The following is an 18,638-nucleotide window of genomic DNA, read 5'->3' on the forward strand; positions in this document are numbered from 1 at the left end:
CGAGCGTCCGATTGTAGGCGAGTCCGAATATCCCCGCAAACTCACCGGGCATTTATCCGCGGTATGCGGAAAATCGGCGTTGACGCTTCGTCCGGCAGGACGAGACGACGCGCGCAGCATGCGTTCCCGCACCGGATGCGGCGGGCGACCTTCGTTTCGCTTACGCGGTCGCCGTCAGATCGTGTCGGTGAGTCGCGGCTGCACGTCGGCGAGCGACACGTCGGCCGAGCCTTCGGCGAGATGCACGGTCAGGCGGCGCTGCGGTTTCAACGCGCCCGGCGCACGTACCGCGCGGCCGGTCTGGGCATCGATCAGCGCCGCATAGCCTCGCTCGAGCGTGCGCTGCGGGCTCAGCACCTCGAGCCGCGCCGCACATGCCGAGACCCGCGCGGTATCGCGCTCGTAACGACGCTGCAGCGCCACCGCGAGACGTTGCGACAGCCCCGCGAGCACGTGACGCGCGTGCGCCGGGTCGGGCCGCGCGCGCTGCCAGCGCAGTTGCGCCAGCGCGAACCGCGCCCGTGCGTCGCGCACCGGCCGCGATGCCGCCGACGCGAGCCGCACGGCAAGCTGCTCGACGTGCGTGCGCTGCCGCTTCAACCGTTCGGCCGGGCTGACGAGCCGCCGCGCGAGCCAGTCGAGCTGCTGCGCGCGTTGCTCGAGCCCGCGCTCGAGGCTGCGCGCCAGCGCGCGTTGCCGATCGGCGACCTCGCGCAGCAGCAATGCGCGCTGCGGACTCGCGAGCTCGGCCGCGCCGGTCGGCGTCGGCGCGCGCAGGTCGGCCGCAAAGTCCGCGATCGTGAAATCGGTTTCGTGGCCGACACCGCTGATGACCGGCAATTCGCTCGCGGCAATCGCACGCGCGAGCGCTTCGTCGTTGAACGACCACAGATCCTCGATCGAGCCGCCGCCGCGGCAGACGAGCAGCACGTCGACCTCGCGCCGCGCATTCGCCGCCTGCACGGCCGCCACGAGCTTCTCGGCCGAGCCCGCACCCTGCACGGGCGCCGGATAGACGATCACCGGAATGTGCGGCGCGCGGCGCGCGAGCGTGGTCAGGACGTCGCGCAAGGCGGCTGCCTGCAGCGAGGTGACGATGCCGATCGCGCGCGGATGGGTCGGCAACTGGCGCTTGCGCTCCGGCGCGAACAGCCCTTCGGCTTCGAGCTGGGCCTTCAGGCGCAGGAACGCCTCGTACAGGCGCCCCTGCCCGGTGCGCCGCACCGCCTCGACGTTGAGTTGCACCTCGCCGCGCGGCTCGTACATCGTGACGACCGCGCGCACCTCGATCCGGTCACCTTCGCGCGGCGTGAATTCCGCATACTGCGCGCGGCCGCGGAACATCACGCAGCGCATCTGCGCCTGCTGGTCCTTGATCGAGAAATACCAGTGGCCGCTCGCGGCGCGCGTGAAGTTCGACACTTCGCCCGAAATCCACAGCAGCGGAAACGAGCGCTCGAGCATCGTCGAAATTGCACGGTTGAGCGCCGAAACGGGAATCACTTCGTCGCCGCCGCGAGTCGCGCCGGGAGCGGAAAAAGGGGAGTCGAAAGACATGGGCGGTCGAATGAATGCTGGCGGCGACACGATAGTCCGACACGCGCGCGACGTCCAGCGCCGGCCGTCTGCGCCGCGCCGTGCGGAATGTGTCCACACTCTGGCAATCGTCCACCAGAAACGCTTAAAAACCGCGTAAAAAAACAGACGATTCGATATAACACGTTGATTTTTATGAATTTTTAAACATTACAGAAAGATACACCTCCGATTCGATGCCCACCGGGCGGGCGTTTGACGCGAACGGGCGGGGAGTTTTTCACAGAGTTATCCACAAGCCGCGCCGATCCGGCCCCATCGAGGCTGCCGTCCGGCCGCGCTTGCCGCGCCCGCGTGCGACGCGCTAGAGTGCCGCCTTCCGAAGACCTTGCGGCATGCGCCGCCCAACGGAGAATCCGCCTTGACGAATCCGTCCCACGCCGCGGCGCACGACACGCCGCGCCCGGCCCGATGAGCGCGCCCGGCGGTCCGCTCGCGCGGCTCGAAGCGCACCTGACCCGCGAATGGCAGCGACGCGGTGCGCTCGCCTGGGCGCTCACGCCGTTCGCATGCGTATTCGGTCTGTGCGCGGCGCTGCGGCGCGCCGCCTATGCGCAGGGCTGGAAACAACCGGTCGACGTCGGTGTGCCCGTCGTCGTGGTCGGCAACGTGACCGTCGGCGGCACCGGCAAGACGCCGACCGTGATCGCGCTCGTCGATGCGCTGCGCGCGGCCGGCTTCATGCCGGGCGTCGTGTCGCGCGGCTACGGCGCGAACGTGAAGGCGCCGACCGCCGTCACGCCCGCGTCGCGCCCAAGCGCGGCCGGCGACGAACCGCTGCTGATCGCGCGCCGCACCGGCGTGCCGGTCTGGGTATGCCCCGACCGCGTCGCGGCCGCGCAGGCACTGCGCGCCGCGCACCCGGACGTCGACGTGATCGTCAGCGACGACGGCCTGCAGCATTATCGGCTCGCCCGCACGGTCGAGCTCGTCGTGTTCGACCACCGGCTCGGCGGCAACGGCTTCCTGCTGCCGGCCGGCCCGCTGCGCGAGCCGCTGTCGCGCCACCGCGACGCGACGCTCGTCAACGATCCTTACAGCAGCGCGCTGCCGCCGTGGCCCGACACGTATGCGCTCGCGCTGACGCCAGGCGCCGCCTGGCACCTCGACCAGCCGGCGCTGCGCCGCCCGCTGTCGCAATTCGCGAACGAGCCCGTGCTTGCCGCGGCCGGCATCGGCGCGCCCGAGCGCTTCTTTGCGACCCTGCGCGCGGCCGGCCTCTCGCCGGCGACGCGCGCGCTGCCCGACCACTACGCGTTCGCCGACAATCCGTTCGTCGACGACGCAGTCGACGCGATCCTGATCACCGAGAAGGATGCAGTAAAATTGGGCGCTTCCTGGCGCGACGCTCGGCTGTGGGTCGTCCCTGTCGAAGCCGCGCTCGATCCTCGCCTCATTGCCCTCGTTGTGGAGAAACTCCGTGGACGCTCGCCTGCTTGAAATCCTTGTGTGCCCTATCTGCAAAGGCCCGCTCCACTATGACCGCGCTGCGCAGGAGCTGATCTGCAACGCGGACAAGCTCGCCTACCCGATCCGCGACGGCATCCCCGTGATGCTCGTCGACGAAGCGCGCCAGACCGTCGAAGGCACGCCGGTCGACCCGGCCGGCCCCGCCGGCAGCTAAGCCGCCGCGCCGCTGAACCGGCGCACGATCGCGGCCCGTCCGTGGCCGCGCGCCGGGCTTTTCCGGGCGGCCCGCTTCCGACGCGCCGCCCGCCCCGCCCTTCTCACCGCCGAACCCCGATGACTCATCCGCAGCCCTTCATCGCCGTCATTCCTGCCCGGCTCGCGTCGACGCGCCTGCCGAACAAGCCGCTTGCCGATCTCGGCGGCAAGCCGATGGTCGTGCGCGTCGCCGAACGCGCGCGCGAAGCCGGCGCGCAGCAGGTGCTCGTCGCATCCGACGCGCAGGACGTACTCGACGCGGCCCGCGATCACGGCTTCGAAGCGGTGCTGACGCGCGCCGATCATCCGTCCGGTACCGACCGGCTCGCGGAAGTCGCGGCGACATTCGGGTGGAGCGACGACACCGTCATCGTCAACGTACAGGGCGATGAGCCGCTGATCGACCCGGCGCTGGTGCGCGACGTAGCGTCGCACCTCGCCGCCCATGCGGACTGCGCGATCGCGACCGCGGCTCATCCGATCCACGACGCAGCCGACGTGTTCAACCCGAACGTCGTGAAGGTCGCGCTCGACGCGCGCAACGTCGCGATGTACTTCTCGCGTGCGCCGATTCCGTGGAGCCGCGATGCGTACGCGTCGCACTGGCCGGACGTCGCGGCCATGCCGGCACCGGCCTTCCCGGTTTATCGCCACATCGGACTGTATGCCTATCGCGCGCGTTTCCTGCGCACGTATCCGTCGCTCGCGCAGGCACCGATCGAGCAGGCCGAGCAGCTCGAACAGCTGCGCGCGATGTGGCATGGCGAGCGCATCGCCGTGCTCATCACCGGGCAGGCGCCCGCCGCCGGAGTCGACACGCCGGCCGATCTCGCGCGCGTGCAGGCCCTTTTTCAGCCGACTTCAAAATAACCCATGGCATAATCAGGTGATTGTGCGAGCCGTCCGCGACCCGCGCGCCTTCGCTTGCTCCCGCCGCGGTCCTTTCCGGCAGCCACGCGTCGCCATCGACGACGTGTCGCGTCAGACCGGTTCACCGCGCGCAAGGCAAGCCCCGCGCACGTCGTCGTCGACGCTTTTGCGTCTCGCCACACGAATCTACATACCGGAGATATCACCATGCGTTTGATCCTGTTGGGCGCGCCCGGCGCGGGAAAGGGCACCCAGGCAAACTTCATCAAGGAAAAGTTCGGCATCCCGCAAATCTCGACGGGTGACATGCTGCGCGCGGCCGTCAAGGCCGGCTCGCCGCTCGGCGTCGAGGCGAAGGGCTACATGGACGCCGGCAAGCTCGTGCCGGACGCGCTGATCATCGGCCTCGTGAAAGAGCGCCTGAAGGAAGCGGATTGCGCGAACGGCTACCTGTTCGACGGCTTCCCGCGCACGATCGCGCAGGCTGACGCGATGAAGGAAGCGGGCGTCGCGATCGACTACGTGCTCGAGATCGACGTTCCGTTCTCGGAAATCGTCGAGCGCATGAGCGGCCGCCGCACGCACCCGGCATCGGGCCGCACGTATCACGTGAAGTTCAACCCGCCGAAGGTCGAGGGCAAGGACGACGTGACGGGCGAACCGCTGATCCAGCGCGACGACGACAAGGAAGAAACCGTCAAAAAGCGTCTCGAAGTGTACGAAGCGCAAACCAAGCCGCTGATCACGTACTACGGCGACTGGGCGCAACGCGGCGAGGAAAACGGCCTGAAGGCTCCGCAGTATCGCAAGATCTCGGGCCTCGGCAGCGTCGACGAAATCCGCGCGCGCGCATTCGACGCACTGAAGTAAGCGCTGCGTCGCGCACCCGCAAGCCGCCCTTCCCGGGCGGTTTTTTTTCGCCCGACCGCGATTCGCACGACCGCGCTTGTGTGGTCGCCGTGCGATGGCGCCCCGTACAATCGTCCGGATACGTGCGCGCTTGACACCGGCGCGCACCGGCTTTCAGCCGATCGGCAGGCATCGGCCCTACCAAGGAGACAGTCATGGAGATTCGCGGCAACGTCTTTCTGATCACCGGCGGCGCATCGGGCCTCGGCGCGGGAACGGCCCGCATGCTCGCGCAGGCAGGCGGCAAGGTCGTGCTCGCAGACCTGAACGAGACGGCCGGCACGGCGCTCGCGAACGAACTGGGCGGCGTATTCATGCGCTGCGACGTGTCGAGCGAGGCCGACGCACAGGCGGCCGTCGACGCCGCGACGCGCGCGGGTACGCTGCGCGGCCTCGTGAACTGCGCGGGCATCGCGCCCGCCGCGAAAACCGTCGGCAAGGACGGCGCGCATCCGCTCGATGTATTCGCGAAGACGATCAGCGTGAATCTGGTCGGCACCTTCAACATGATCCGGCTCGCGGCCGCTGCGATGGCCGCGACCGCGCCGAACGACGCAGGCGAGCGCGGCGTGATCGTCAGCACCGCCTCGGTCGCCGCGTACGACGGGCAGATCGGCCAGGCTGCATATGCTGCATCGAAGGCCGGCGTCGCGGGCATGACGCTGCCGATCGCGCGCGACCTGTCGCGCAGCGGCATCCGCGTGATGACGATCGCGCCGGGGCTGTTCGAGACGCCGATGCTGCTCGGCATGCCCAAGGACGTGCAGGACGCGCTCGGCGCGATGGTGCCGTTCCCGCCGCGGCTCGGCAAGCCCCACGAATACGCGATGCTGGTGCGTCAGATCGTCGAGAACCCGATGCTCAACGGCGAAGTGATCCGCCTCGACGGCGCGATCCGGATGCAGCCGAAGTAAGGGCTGTACGACGCAAATGCAAAACGCCCGCATAGCGGGCGTTTTCGTTCTGGCTGCCTGTTACCGGTTGCGGCACGGCCGAAGGCGGCTCAGTCCTCGTCATCGCGCTGCATTCGCTGGCGCAACTCCGTCACCTGCGATTCGACGACGGTTGCGTCGTCCGCATCGGGCCGTTCGCCGAGATACTGCTCGAGATCCTCGAGCGCGGGACGCAAGTAGTCGAGCCGCGCATACGCGAAGCCGCGATCGCGCACTTCGTCTAGTTGCTCGGGCAGCAGGATCACAAGTCGCTGCTGCACCGCGAGCAGCCGCTGCCAGCGTTCCGTCTGCAGATAGATCGTCTTCAGGTTGCGCAGCATCCGCGCGATGATCTCGCGGCTCGTGGCCGGCTGCAGCAGCGCGCGCAACGCACTGTCGACCGCGCCGGCCGCACGCGCAACGTACGGCTCGAGCATCTCGACCATCTCGGCTTCGGACAGCGAATGGCCGTTGGTCGGGTCGATGATCAGGTCGCCGTCCGGCAGCGTCACGCGCAGCAGGAAATGACCGGGGAACGACACGCCGCGCGCCGGCACGCCGATCTGCTCGGCGAGTTCCAGATACAGCACCGACAGCGAGATCGGAATCCCGCGCCGCCGCTTCAGCACCGCGTTCAGGTGACTGTTATCGGGGTCGTAGTAATCGTTGTGATTGCACGCGAAGCCAAGCTCGCGAAAGAAGAACTCGTTGAGCGCGGCGACGCGGTCCTTCAGGTCCGCATCGTCGGCGAGCCGACGGCGCAGCCGCGCGGCCAGCATGTCGATTTCGGCCAGCGTACCCTGCAGGTCGAGGTCGGGATAGGCATCCTGCGCGAGCGACAACGCGGTTTCCGTGACGGGCAGACTATCGTCGTCCGCCACGAGCGTGCTGAAGTAGTCGAGGACGCGGGTCATTGCGGTCGTCACTTGGCGCGCCTTCTGAAGTAAGCGTATTTGAAGCCCATTACCCACAACATACCGAAATATAGTGCAGCGAACAGCACGAGGCACGCGGCCATCAGCGCAATCCGGTCGAGCGGCTGCGCGCGCATGCCGGTCCAGTCGAAGCTGATCGCGCACCAGTGCATCAGGCCCGCGAGCACGAGCGTCGCGCCGATCAGCTGCACGAAGAAGCGCAGCCAGCCCGGCGACGGCTGGTAGATGCCACGCTTGCGCAGCCCGATGAACAGCAGCAGCGAGTTCAGGCACGCGCCGACGCCGATGCTCAGCGTGAGGCCCGCATGACCGATCAGCGGCACAAACACGAAGTTCGAGATCTGCGTGACGATCAGCACGCCGATCGCGATCTTCACGGGCGTCTTGATGTCCTGCTTCGCGTAGAAGCCCGGCGCGAGGATCTTGATCAGGATGATGCCGACGAGGCCGATCCCGTAGGTCGCAAGCGCGCGCGCGACCATCGTGACGGTATGCGCGTCGAACTTGCCGTAGTTGAAGAGGGTCGCGGTGAGCGGCGTCGCAAAGAAGAACAGCGCAAGCGCGCTCGGCGCCGCGAGCAGGAACGTGACGCGCAGCCCCCAGTCGAGCAGTGCCGAGTATTCGTGCGTATCGGCGTCGACGTGCGCCTTCGACAGGCTCGGCAGCAGGATCGTGCCGAGCGCGACGCCGAGCAGGGCCGTCGGGAATTCCATCAGGCGGTCGGCGTAGTTGATCCACGACACCGCGCCCTGCCCGAGCCGCGACGCGATGTTGGTGTTGATGATCAGCGACAGTTGCGCGACCGACACCGCGAACGTCGCGGGCACCATCTTCGCGAGCACACGCTTCACGCCGCGGTGACGCAGCGCACGCACCGGGTTGAGCCCGATCAGCGGCACCATGTCGATCTTCTTCAGGGCCGGCAGCTGCACGAGGAACTGCAGCACGCCGCCCACGATCACGGCCCACGCGAGCGCAAAGACGGGCACCTTCATGTGCGGCGCGACGAACACGGCGGCGGCGATGAACGCGACGTTCAGCAGCACCGGCGCGAAAGCCGGCAGCGAGAAGCTCTTGTAGGTGTTCAGCACGCCGGACGCGAGCGTCGTCAGCGAAATGAACACGATGTACGGGAACATGATCCGCGTCATCGTGACCGCGAGCGGGAACGCCTGCCCGTCGGTGTGCAGGCCTGATGCGACCGCGAACACGACCCACGACGCGCCGGCGATCCCGAGGACCGACAGCACGGCGAGTGCCCATGCGAGCACGGTGGACATCGCATCGACGAGCGCCTTGGTCGCATCGTGCCCTTGCTGGTTCTTGAACTCGGCAAGGATCGGCACGAACGCCTGCGAGAACGCGCCTTCGGCGGACAGGCGGCGCAGCAGGTTCGGAATGCGGAAGGCGACGTAGAACGCGTCGGTGTATTGACTGGCGCCGAACGCACGGGCGATCAGCGTTTCGCGGGCCAGTCCGGTCACGCGCGACAGCAGCGTGAAGCCGCTGACCGTCAGCAGGGCTCGGAATAGATTCATGGGGCGCTTATTATACGGACGTTGCGTGACCCGGCACGGACGGATGCCGAAAAGCGCGCGCGCCGCCGGCGCCCCATCCGGCCGATGTCACGTTGAACTTGCCACGCGCTTGATTTTGTTGCTATAATTGCCGGTTTCTGAGCCTGTACATGCACGGCGCCTGTCGTTTTCATGTCTCGGCCTCGGTTAAAATCACCGTTTTTTATGCGCCCCTGGGCAATCGTTCTCAGGGGACGGATCGAAAAGCAGCGCTTGGCCGTCAGGCTCCAAGCTCTGGAAACAGGACAGGATAAGGAACCGTCATGGCTAACTCCGCACAAGCACGCAAGCGCGCCCGCCAAGCCGCGAAGGCAAATTCGCACAACTCGGCGCTGCGCTCGAAATTCCGTACCGCGATCAAGTCGGTTCGCAAGGCTGTTGAAGCCGGCGACCAGGCAAAGGCTGCCGAGCTGTTCAAGGCTGCCGTGAAGACGATCGACACGATCGCCGACAAGAAGATCGTTCACAAGAACAAGGCCGCTCGCAGCAAGAGCCGCCTGGCCGCAGCCGTCAAGGGTCTGCAGGCAGCAGCGTAAATCCGGTGCGCCCCGCTTCGGCGGGCGCTCCTGTTTCCTGCGATCGCAAAAAAGCCCGCCTAGGCGGGCTTTTTTGCTGCGCGTCGTCCGGACATCATGCCGGCCGGGCATTGGGCGCGCGCCGCATGCGCGAAGCGCCCTCACCCGCCGCACTCATTTCTTCTCGCTGTAGTCCGGCAGCTCGCACGCCTCGCTGACGACGAGGTTGTTGTCCTTCGCGAAATTCAGCACGAAATCGAATGCCATCGGCTCGATGTCGCGCAGCCGGGAATCGAGGATCACGCATTTCAGGTCGCCGATCATCGTCGGGCGCACGTACAGCGAATATTTCAGGCGCGCATTCCGCCCGCTCGCACCTGGCCCGAAGCAGGCCATCACGCCGGCCAGACGCTCCGACCAGTCGCTCGGGCGAAACTTTTTCCCGTCTTTCGTGATGCCCTGGATGAAGAATTCGGTCGGAGGGGTTTCAGCCATGTGGTTACCCAAGTGACGGCCCGGCGATGCCCAGGCAACAGCGCCTGAGTACGCGAACACAAAGCTGGAGTGGACGGCGGCGCAAGCGCTCCGACGCCCTGAAAAACAGGCCTTCGATGCGCGCCACCGGTGCGCCGCACCGGATTTGTGCAGCGCATGGCTTGTGTCCGGCAGAGCGCGAAACGGCTTGCCTGCCGGGCTGGAGAAAACTTTTGAATTATACCGCAGCGCGCCATCACGCGTCGTCTCGCGGCCCCTCTTCCGACACCCTCCGGCACCCGACCGGGACCCGCTTCGATCGCGCCCCGGTTTTCGTCGTAGCTCGTCAAAGCACAGAAAATCCTTTATGCTGCTTTGAGTTATCCACACCCGACGGCGGCGCCGTCCGGCCTCGCTGCCGGGTGAGACCCGCCGTATTTCGTTTCATGACCGCCAAAACCATTCGTCACTACCTGCAGTTCAAGGATTTCTCGCTGGAAGACTACGAGTACGTGCTCGAACGCACGGGTATCCTGAAACGCAAGTTCAAGAACTACGAGACCTATCACCCGCTGCACGACCGCACGCTCGCGATGATCTTCGAGAAGAGCTCGACGCGCACGCGGCTGTCGTTCGAAGCCGGCATCTTCCAGCTCGGCGGCCACGCGGTCTTCATGAGCACGCGCGACACGCAGCTCGGCCGCGGCGAGCCCGTCGAGGATTCCGCGCAAGTCATCTCGCGGATGGTCGACATCATCATGATCCGCACGTTCGAGCAGGACGTGATCACGCGCTTCGCGCAGAATTCCCGCGTGCCGGTGATCAACGGCCTGACCAACGAATACCACCCGTGCCAGGTGCTAGCCGACATCTTCACGTACTACGAGCACCGCGGCCCGATCGCCGGTAAGACGGTCGCGTGGGTCGGTGACGCGAACAACATGCTGTACACGTGGATCGAGGCCGCGCAGATCCTCGGCTTCAAGCTGCGCCTGTCGACGCCACCAGGCTATGCGCTCGACATGAAGCTCGTGTCGCCGGACAGCGCGCCGTTCTACGAGGTGTTCGACGATCCGAACGAAGCATGCAAGGGCGCCGATCTCGTGACGACCGACGTGTGGACGAGCATGGGTTTCGAAGCCGAGAACGAAGCACGCAAGCAGGCGTTCGCCGACTGGTGCGTCGACGAGGAAATGATGGGCCATGCGAACGCCGATGCGCTGTTCATGCATTGCCTGCCCGCCCACCGCGGCGAGGAAGTGACGGCCGGCGTGATCGACGGCCCGCAAAGCGTCGTGTGGGACGAAGCGGAAAACCGCCTGCACGTGCAGAAGGCGCTGATGGAGTTCCTGCTGCTCGGCCGCCTCAAGCACTGAGCGCAGCACGCGCGCGCCGCCGCAATCCGGCGGCAGGCCAAAAAAGCGCCGATCGTCGATCGGCGCTTTTTGTTTGTGCCGGCGAAACGGGATTGAAAGCCGGGATTGAAAGCCACGTTACAGGCAGACCGGTTCCGGTTCGAGCTCGACGCCGAAGCGCGTGCGCACGTCGTCCTGGATCGCGCGTGCCAGCGCGAGCACGTCGGCGCCCGTCGCGCCGCCGCGATTGACCAGCACGAGTGCCTGCCGGTCGTGCACGGCCGCGGCGCCAAGCGCGCGCCCTTTCCAGCCGCAGCGATCGATCAGCCAGCCGGCCGCGAGCTTCACGTGCCCGTCCGGCTGCGGATACGACACGACGTCCGGCGCGCGCGCGCGCAGCGCATCGAACTGCGCGGCATCGATCACCGGATTCTTGAAGAAGCTGCCCGCGTTGCCGAGCACGAGCGGATCGGGCAGCTTCGCGCGGCGGATCGCGACGACCGCGTCGAACACGTCGCGCGGCGTCGCCGCATCGGCCGCGATGCCGCGCGCGTCGAGCTCGCGCGTGACGTCCGCATAGCCGAGCCGCGGCGTCCAGCGCTTGGGCAGCCGGAACGTCACCGCCACGATCGCGAAACGGCCGCGCCCTTCCCGCTTGAAGAAGCTGTCCCGATAACCGAATGCGCAGCGCGCGGCGTCGAAGCGCTCGCTGCGCCCCGTCGCGAGCTCGACGGCGACCAGCGAATCGAAATACGTCTTCATCTCGAGGCCATAAGCACCGATGTTCTGGATCGGCGCGGCGCCGACGGTGCCCGGAATCAGCGCGAGGTTCTCGAGGCCCGGCATCCCGTGCTCGAGCGTCCATGCGACGAACGCGTGCCACGTCTCGCCGCCGCCGGCCTCGACGTACCATGCGTCATCGTCTTCGCGCACGACGCGGCGGCCGGCGATCTCGTCGAGCAGCACGACGCCGTCGAAATCACGCGTGAACACGACGTTGCTGCCGCCGCCGAGCACGAGTTGCGGCAGGTTCGCGACGCGCGGGTCGCGATGCAGCGCCGCGAACTGCGCCGCATCCGTGATGCGTGCGGCGAAGCGCGCGCGCGCGCCGATGCCGAACGTGTTGTGCGCGGCGAGCGGATGGTCGGGGAGCAGCGACAGGGCGGAATCGTCAGGAGGCATCGGCATTCGCGGTCACGTCCGCCCAGCAGGCGCACGGCCGGCCTTGGGCAAACGAAGGGGCATCGGTAAAATGGCAAACAGTCCGCAATTATAGCGAGTGCCCGTGCGCGAGCCGGGCGCCCGCATCTCAAGGGAGAATGCCATGCCATCGTTCGACGTCGTTTCCGAAGCGAACATGATCGAAGTGAAGAACGCCATCGAGCAGTCGAACAAGGAAATTTCGACACGCTTCGACTTCAAGGGCTCCGACGCACGCGTCGAGCAGAAGGAGCGCGAGCTCACGCTGTTCGCCGACGACGATTTCAAGCTCGGCCAGGTCAAGGACGTGCTGATCAACAAGTTGGCCAAGCGCAACGTCGACGTGCGCTTCCTCGATTACGGCAAGGTCGAAAAGATCGGCGGCGACAAGGTCAAGCAGATCGTCACCGTGAAGAAAGGCGTGACGGGCGATCTCGCGAAGAAGATCGTCAGGCTCGTGAAAGACAGCAAGATCAAGGTGCAGGCGAGCATCCAGGGCGACGCGGTACGCGTGGCCGGCACGAAGCGCGACGATCTGCAAAACGTGATCGCCATGCTGCGCAAGGACGTGACCGACACCCCGCTCGACTTCAACAACTTCCGCGACTGATCAACGCCGTCGGCCGGTCATGCCGCGCCGCCGGGCCCCGCGCAGGCGAGGCGCCCCGGCGGGCGGCGGCAGTCATTCCTTCCTTCAGGCTTTCCCGCCATCCTGCGCGCCGCCGTCGGCCGCTGCCTTCTTCTTGTCGCCGATCCGGCTTTCCTGCCCCGCCAGCAGCTTCGAGATGTTGCCGCGATGACGCCACACGAGCAGCACGCTCATCGCGAGCACGGCCCATGCGATCGGGTTGTGGCCCGGCATGCCGAACAGGAACACGTCGAACAGCGGCGCGAACACGGCCGCCACCAGCGCCGCGAGCGACGAATAGCGGAAGAAGAACGCGATGATCAGCCAGGTCAGCGCGGTCGCGAGCCCGAGCGCCGGGTGCACGGCGAGCAGCACGCCGGCCGCGGTCGCGACGCCCTTGCCGCCCTGGAAGCGGAAGAACACCGGATACAGGTGGCCGAGGAACACGGCGATGGCGACCCAGGCGACCGCGACGTCGGGCAGCCCGAAGTGCCGTGCGAGCCAGACGGCGATCCAGCCCTTGAACGCGTCGCCGACGAGCGTCAGGATTGCGGCCTTCTTGTTGCCGCTGCGCAGCACGTTGGTCGCGCCGGGATTCTTCGACCCGTACGAACGGGGATCGGCCAGGCCCATTGCGGCGCTGACGACGACGGCGAACGACACCGAACCGATCAGGTAGGCAACAAGTGCGGCGAGCAGGATCTGCATGCGGAGAACTCTTCTTTCAACGTATCGGTGAAGGGACGGCCGGGCACGGCGTGCCGGCCGGTTGCGGCAGACGCCGTCGCGACGCTCCGCCGGCAGGCAGTGGCGACCGGCCACGCGGGCCGACCGGCCGAAACGGCGCCCATTCTACCGAACGAGCACGGTCTGCCACGAAGGTGAAACCCTCAGTCGACACTCGCGCACTGCACGGGCGTCGCGCCGAGCAGCGTCGTGAGCGCCGAGGGCGCGAGGCTCACGAGATAGCCGCGGCGGCCGCCGTTCAGGTAGATCGTCGGCAATTCGAGGATCGTCGATTCTACGTACACGGGCATCGTCTTGCGCGTGCCGAACGGCGACGTGCCGCCGACCAGGTAGCCGGAGTGGCGGTTCGCGACCTCGGGCTTGCACGGCTCGATGCGCTTCGCGCCGATCTGCCGCGCGAGGTTCTTGGTCGACACCGTGCGGTCGCCGTGCATCAGCACGATCAGCGGCTTCGCGTGCTCGTCCTCCATCACGAGCGTCTTCACGACGCTATGTTCGTCGACGCCGAGCTGGCGCGCCGATTCGCCGGTGCCGCCGTGCTCGACGTATTCGTACGGATGCTCGCCGAACGCGACGCCGTGGCGGCGCAGCAACTGGGTCGCGGGTGTCTCGGACACGTGTCTGGATTTGCTCATGGCGGCATTTTAATGGCGAACGACCGGCGGGCGGGCGCCATTGCACGATCGCCCGTCACGGGCTCGCGCGAATGCGCGGCACGCCGGCGCTATACTCGCGGCCCCCTCGGGTACCGGCCGAAGCCGACGCCCCGCGACGCCCCATCATTGCGGCGCGTGCGAAGCGTTATTGCCCGATTGGCCGGTTGTGGCGTACGCGCCGTCATGGCACGATCGTTCGCAAATATCGCCGTGCCGCCGCCCGGCCCTTCCACTGGAGACGCCATGACCTCGTCTGACCGCTCATCCGCGCCGCTCGACGTCGCGGCCCTGCTCGCCGCGTTGCCCGATCGTATCGCCGACGTGCCCGCCCGCTGGGCCGCGCGCGCGCCCGCGCACCCGGCGTTGATCGAGGACGCGCGCCGCCTGTCGTACGGCGAGCTGGCGCGCGCCGTCGACGCGGCCGCCGAACGGCTCGCGAGCCTCGGCGTGCGCGGCGGCGACCGCGTGATGATCGTAGCCGAAAACAGCGTCGCGCAGATCGCGCTGCTGTTCGCGGTCGCACGCGTCGACGCATGGGCCCTGATGACGAACGCGCGGCTGTCGGCCGGCGAACTCGATGCGATCGCCGCGCACGCGCAGCCGAAACTGATCGCCTTCGCGACGGAAGCGTCGCCCGATGCGCGCACGCACGCGGCGCGCTACGACGCGACGCCGGCCGGCGCGCTGCCGATCGACATCGGCGCGTGGTCGCACCGGCTCGACGCGAACGCCCCCGGCGAGCCCGTCGCGACCGACGGCGCCGCCCAATGCGCGGCGCTGATCTACACGACCGGCACCACGGGCGCGCCGAAAGGCGTGATGCTGTCGCATCGCAACCTGCTGTTCATCGCGGCAACCTCGAGCACGCTGCGCCGCGTGTCGCCCGACGACGTGGTGTACACGGTGCTGCCGGTTTCGCACGTATACGGGCTCGCGTCGGTCTGCCTCGGCAGCCTGTATGCAGGCGCGACGCTGCGGCTCGCACCGCGCTTTTCGCCGGAGGCCGTGCGCGTCGCGCTGGCCGACGAAGGGGTGACGATCTTCCAGGGCGTGCCCGCGATGCACGCAAAGCTGCTCGAGCACCTGCATACGCACGCTCACGCGTGGCACGCGCCGCGCCTGCGCTTCGCGTATTCGGGCGGCTCGCCGCTCGACGCCGACCTGAAGGCACGCGTCGAGCGCAGCTACGGCGTGCCGCTGCACAACGGCTACGGGATGACCGAAAGCAGCCCGACGATCACGCAGACACCGCTCGACGCGCCGCGCACCGATTGCTCGGTCGGCGTGCCGATTCCCGGTGTCGAGATGCGGATCGTCGCACCCGACGGCACCGACGTGCCGCCCGGTGAAGTAGGCGAAATTCGCGTGCGCGGGCCGAACGTGATGCTCGGCTACTACCGCAACGCGGACGCAACGCGTGCCGCCGTGTCGCCCGACGGCTGGCTGAGTACCGGCGATCTCGCGCGGCAGGGGGCCGACGGCGCGGTGACGATCGCGGGCCGCAGCAAGGAATTGATCATCCGTTCGGGCTTCAACGTGTATCCGGTCGAAGTCGAACAGGTGCTGAACGCGCATCCGGACGTCGTGCAGGCGGCGGTCATCGGCCGTGCGGTCGAGGGCAACGAGGAAGTGCTCGCGTTCGTCGAGCTGATGCAGGGCGCGGCAGCGACCGAGGCCGCGCTGCACGCCTGGTGCGCGGAACGCCTCGCGCCTTACAAGCGCCCCGCGCACATCCGCATACTCGATGCGCTGCCGGCCGCATCGACCGGCAAGGTGCTCAAGCACAGGCTGCGCGAACTCGCGTAACGCGCAGCGCGTACCGGCGCGCGACCCGCCCGGTACGCGCCGAATCAGCCGCGCGGATGATGCTGCGCGTGCAGCGTCTTCAGCCGCTCGCGCGCGACGTGCGTGTAGATCTGCGTGGTCGAGATGTCGCTGTGACCGAGCAGCAGCTGCACGACGCGCAGGTCGGCGCCGTGGTTCAGCAGGTGCGTCGCGAACGCGTGCCGCAGCGTGTGCGGCGACAGGTGCGCGCGCACGTCGGCGCGCTGCGCATGGCGCTTGATGATGTTCCAGAACTGCTGACGCGTCATCCCGTCGCCGCGCGCGGTCACGAACAGCGCGTCGGCCGCGCGCGCACCGAGCAGCGCCGGCCGCGCCTCGCGCAGATAGCGCTCGATCCAGCCGTGCGCGACTTCGCCGAACGGCACGAGCCGCTCCTTCGAACCCTTGCCCATCACGCGCACGACGCCTTCGTTGAGCCCGACCTCGACCGTCTTCAGCGTGACGAGCTCGCTCACGCGCAGCCCGCTCGCGTACATCAGCTCGAGCATCGTGCGATCGCGCAAGCCGAGCGGCGTGTCGATGTCGGGCGCGCCGAGCAGCGCCTCGACCTGCGCCTCGGACAACGTCGACGGAAAGCGCGCGGCCTGCTTCGCCGACGTGATCCGCAGCGTCGGATCGGCGCTCGCATGATGTTCGCGCACGGCCCAGCCGTAATAGCGCCGGAACACCGACAAACGACGGTTCGACGAGGTCGCCTTGCCGTCGCTGCGCGCGGAGATATAGCCCGTCACCATCGATTCGTCGGCCGCATCGAGCGGCGCGTCATGCGTCGCTGCCAGCCAGCGGGAAAACAGCACCAGATCGCGCCGGTATGCGTCGAGCGTATTGCGCGCGAGCCCGTGCTCGAGCCACAGCGCATCGCAGAACACGTCGATCGACGCGCGGCTCGCGCGCAGCGCGGGCGATGCCGCGGCCGCGTCGTCGTCGGACCCTGCGTCGGGGGAAAGCAGCGGTTCGCTCATCGGTACGGCACACCTTCGTGCGCGAGCAGCCAGCGCTTCACTTGCTGGTAATAGCCGTTGTCGTCGTGATTCGCGAAGCCGCCGAGGCCGCCCGCCGCGACGACGCGATGGCATGGAATCACGAGCGGAAAATAGTTCGCGCCGCACGCCTGGCCGACCGCGCGCGGCGCGCTGCCGATGCGCTTCGCGACTTGACCGTAGGTCAGCACCGTGCCCGGCGGAATGTCGCTGATCACGTTCCACACGCGATGCTGGAACGCGCTGCCGACTTCCGCGAGCGGCAGGTCGAAGCGCGCCGACGCACGCTCGAAATAACGTTCGATCTGCCTGACCGCGCGCTTCGCGAGCGGCGAGTCCGGGTCGACCGACTTCATCGATTCGGGCAGATAGACGATCTCGCGCACCACCGCGGCATCGGTGCGGATGCCGACCTTGCCGAACGGTGCGTCGACGACTGCGTTGAACATGACCCTCTCCTCACCTGTGACACGTGCGGCGCCCTCGCGCGCCGACGACACTTTACGCCGCCTTCATGCGGCACGCAGCGCCCATTCGACATGCTCGCGCACGACAGGCGACGGATCGTCGGCACGGGCCCGCAACGCGGCGACGATCGCGTCGCGCGCATGCGACGCGAGCCGGTCCGCCGGCGCGCGCAGCGCATTGCCGAGCCCGACCGCGAGATTGCGCAGCCAGCTTTCATAACCGATACGCCGGATTGCGCTGCCTTGCATCCGCGTATCGAACGTGTCGGCATCCCAGCCGAACAGATCGACGAGCGCCGCGCGATCGAGGCCGTGCCGCACGTCGAAATCGGCGACGGGCGCGGCCTGCGCGAACTTGTTCCACGGGCACACGAGCTGGCAGTCGTCGCAGCCGTACACGCGATTGCCGATCAGCGGCCGCAGCGGCTCGGGAATGCTGCCTTTCAATTCGATCGTCAGGTATGAGATGCAGCGGCGCGCGTCGACGCGATACGGCTCGACGATCGCGCCGGTCGGGCATGCGCCGATGCAGCGCGTGCAACTGCCGCAGTGCGCGCCGGGCGTTTCGGGCGCGGTGTCGGGCGACACTTGCGCGTCGGTCGGCAGCGCAACGTCGACGTAGATCTCGCCGAGGAAGAACAGCGAACCGGCGTCGCGCTGCAACAACAGCGTGTGCTTGCCGCGCCAGCCGATGCCGGCCTTCTGCGCGAGTTCGACCTCGAGCACCGGCGCCGAATCGGTGAACACGCGATAGCCGAACGCGCCGATCTCGTGCTCGATGCGCTCCGCGAGCGTCTGCAGCCGGTTGCGCAGTACCTTGTGATAATCGCGGCCGCGCGCATAGATCGACACGACGGCCGCCTGCGGATCGCCGAGCCGCGCGCGCTCGCGTGCGCGCCAGTCGTGCGGCACGAGCGCGCCGGACGACGCATCGGGCGTGTCGGCGGCGAGCGTTTCGGCCGGCAAATAGGCGAGCCGCACGGAGATCACGCGTCGCGTACCGGCCACAAGTTCGGCCGGACGCGCACGTTTCATCCCGTGTTTCGCCATATAATCCATTTCGCCGTGGTACCCGGCTTCCAGCCAGGCGGCGAGGCCTGCTTCGGCATCCGAGAGATCGGTATCGCTGATGCCGATCGCCCCGAAACCCAATTCGCGCCCCCACGCCCTGATGCGAGCGGCGAGCGCAGTCAACGTCGCATCATCGAGCGCGCACGGCGCCGCGCCTTCGGCACGAGTCGAAGGCCTGTCGGATGCGGCGAGTTCCGGTAATCGGTTCATCGCACT

19 protein-coding genes are annotated in these 18,638 nt (G+C 67.7%); 9 read left to right on the forward strand and 10 right to left on the reverse strand.

Translation table 11 applies throughout. The annotated features are described in order from the left end of the window. Window positions 1-174 precede the first annotated feature (174 nt). Window positions 175-1,557 (reverse strand): exodeoxyribonuclease VII large subunit, encoded by a 1,383-nt coding sequence (gene xseA / locus DIE13_RS12220; RefSeq protein WP_124827398.1) that lies wholly within the window; start codon window positions 1,555-1,557, stop codon window positions 175-177. A 450-nt stretch (window positions 1,558-2,007) separates the two neighbouring features. Here xseA and lpxK point away from each other — a divergent pair, with 450 nt between their 5' ends. The 5 genes from lpxK to DIE13_RS12245 all read left to right on the forward strand — a co-directional run bounded on the left by lpxK (window position 2,008) and on the right by DIE13_RS12245 (window position 5,954). Further along, entirely contained in the window at window positions 2,008-3,036 is a 1,029-nt protein-coding gene (lpxK, locus tag DIE13_RS12225) for a tetraacyldisaccharide 4'-kinase (RefSeq protein WP_124827400.1), read from the forward strand. Next, window positions 3,017-3,220 carry a Trm112 family protein gene (locus DIE13_RS12230; protein ID WP_006750935.1) on the forward strand — a complete coding sequence of 68 codons (204 nt, stop codon included), beginning with the start codon at window positions 3,017-3,019 and terminating at the stop codon, window positions 3,218-3,220. The genes lpxK and DIE13_RS12230 overlap by 20 nt, the downstream gene beginning before the upstream one ends. Window positions 3,221-3,339: 119 nt before the next feature. Beyond that, on the forward strand, window positions 3,340-4,131 hold the full coding sequence (gene kdsB, locus DIE13_RS12235; protein ID WP_124827401.1) for a 3-deoxy-manno-octulosonate cytidylyltransferase: 792 nt from the start codon (window positions 3,340-3,342) through the stop codon (window positions 4,129-4,131). A gap of 207 nt (window positions 4,132-4,338) precedes the next feature. Continuing rightward, window positions 4,339-5,001: an adenylate kinase gene (adk, locus tag DIE13_RS12240; RefSeq protein WP_124827403.1), complete on the forward strand. Its 663-nt coding sequence runs from the start codon at window positions 4,339-4,341 to the stop codon at window positions 4,999-5,001. Window positions 5,002-5,195: 194 nt separating this feature from the next. Beyond that, window positions 5,196-5,954, forward strand: coding sequence for an SDR family NAD(P)-dependent oxidoreductase (locus DIE13_RS12245; protein ID WP_124827404.1), 759 nt, complete (start codon window positions 5,196-5,198; stop codon window positions 5,952-5,954). A gap of 89 nt (window positions 5,955-6,043) precedes the next feature. Here the strand turns inward: DIE13_RS12245 and DIE13_RS12250 are convergent, their stop codons facing one another. Beyond that, window positions 6,044-6,886, reverse strand: a complete 843-nt coding sequence (locus DIE13_RS12250; RefSeq protein WP_059528320.1) for a SirB1 family protein — start codon at window positions 6,884-6,886, stop codon at window positions 6,044-6,046. Window positions 6,887-6,894: 8 nt separating this feature from the next. Then, complete coding sequence (gene murJ / locus DIE13_RS12255; RefSeq protein WP_311768328.1) at window positions 6,895-8,490, reverse strand: murein biosynthesis integral membrane protein MurJ; 1,596 nt, start codon at window positions 8,488-8,490, stop codon at window positions 6,895-6,897. A gap of 257 nt (window positions 8,491-8,747) precedes the next feature. On the opposite strand from murJ, the gene rpsT reads away from it, so the two are divergent. Beyond that, window positions 8,748-9,020 (forward strand): 30S ribosomal protein S20, encoded by a 273-nt coding sequence (rpsT, locus tag DIE13_RS12260; protein WP_006482211.1) that lies wholly within the window; start codon window positions 8,748-8,750, stop codon window positions 9,018-9,020. Window positions 9,021-9,173: 153 nt separating this feature from the next. Here rpsT and DIE13_RS12265 read toward each other — a convergent pair whose 3' ends face one another. Beyond that, window positions 9,174-9,494, reverse strand: coding sequence for a DUF3579 domain-containing protein (locus tag DIE13_RS12265; protein ID WP_124827408.1), 321 nt, complete (start codon window positions 9,492-9,494; stop codon window positions 9,174-9,176). A gap of 425 nt (window positions 9,495-9,919) precedes the next feature. Between DIE13_RS12265 and argF the strand changes: the two genes are divergently transcribed. Further along, complete coding sequence (gene argF, locus DIE13_RS12275) at window positions 9,920-10,849, forward strand: ornithine carbamoyltransferase (protein ID WP_096502401.1); 930 nt, start codon at window positions 9,920-9,922, stop codon at window positions 10,847-10,849. 117 nt (window positions 10,850-10,966) lie between these two features. Here the strand turns inward: argF and murB are convergent, their stop codons facing one another. Further along, a complete protein-coding gene (murB, locus tag DIE13_RS12280; protein WP_124827410.1) occupies window positions 10,967-12,016 on the reverse strand; it encodes a UDP-N-acetylmuramate dehydrogenase in 1,050 nt (349 codons plus the stop codon). Between the two features lie 136 nt (window positions 12,017-12,152). Here murB and DIE13_RS12285 point away from each other — a divergent pair, with 136 nt between their 5' ends. After that, entirely contained in the window at window positions 12,153-12,638 is a 486-nt protein-coding gene (locus tag DIE13_RS12285) for a YajQ family cyclic di-GMP-binding protein (RefSeq protein WP_057926110.1), read from the forward strand. A gap of 84 nt (window positions 12,639-12,722) precedes the next feature. On the opposite strand, the gene plsY is transcribed toward DIE13_RS12285, so the two are convergent. Together plsY and ybaK are read right to left on the reverse strand one after the other, a co-directional pair. Beyond that, window positions 12,723-13,364: a glycerol-3-phosphate 1-O-acyltransferase PlsY gene (plsY, locus tag DIE13_RS12290; RefSeq protein ID WP_124827412.1), complete on the reverse strand. Its 642-nt coding sequence runs from the start codon at window positions 13,362-13,364 to the stop codon at window positions 12,723-12,725. Between the two features lie 182 nt (window positions 13,365-13,546). Beyond that, a complete protein-coding gene (gene ybaK, locus DIE13_RS12295; RefSeq protein ID WP_124827414.1) occupies window positions 13,547-14,038 on the reverse strand; it encodes a Cys-tRNA(Pro) deacylase in 492 nt (163 codons plus the stop codon). A gap of 264 nt (window positions 14,039-14,302) precedes the next feature. On the opposite strand from ybaK, the gene DIE13_RS12300 reads away from it, so the two are divergent. Continuing rightward, a complete protein-coding gene (locus DIE13_RS12300) occupies window positions 14,303-15,865 on the forward strand; it encodes a class I adenylate-forming enzyme family protein (RefSeq protein WP_124827416.1) in 1,563 nt (520 codons plus the stop codon). A 44-nt stretch (window positions 15,866-15,909) separates the two neighbouring features. Here DIE13_RS12300 and xerD read toward each other — a convergent pair whose 3' ends face one another. The 3 genes from xerD to queG all read right to left on the reverse strand — a co-directional run bounded on the left by xerD (window position 15,910) and on the right by queG (window position 18,632). After that, window positions 15,910-16,866 carry a site-specific tyrosine recombinase XerD gene (gene xerD / locus DIE13_RS12305; RefSeq protein ID WP_124827418.1) on the reverse strand — a complete coding sequence of 319 codons (957 nt, stop codon included), beginning with the start codon at window positions 16,864-16,866 and terminating at the stop codon, window positions 15,910-15,912. Next, a complete protein-coding gene (locus DIE13_RS12310; RefSeq protein WP_124827420.1) occupies window positions 16,863-17,333 on the reverse strand; it encodes a methylated-DNA--[protein]-cysteine S-methyltransferase in 471 nt (156 codons plus the stop codon). The genes xerD and DIE13_RS12310 overlap by 4 nt, the downstream gene beginning before the upstream one ends. 63 nt (window positions 17,334-17,396) lie before the next feature. Next, window positions 17,397-18,632, reverse strand: coding sequence for a tRNA epoxyqueuosine(34) reductase QueG (queG, locus tag DIE13_RS12315; protein WP_124827422.1), 1,236 nt, complete (start codon window positions 18,630-18,632; stop codon window positions 17,397-17,399). Window positions 18,633-18,638: the final 6 nt, after the last annotated feature.

The sequence above is a fragment of the Burkholderia sp. Bp9016 genome, from assembly GCF_003857765.1.
Classification (GTDB): domain Bacteria; phylum Pseudomonadota; class Gammaproteobacteria; order Burkholderiales; family Burkholderiaceae; genus Burkholderia.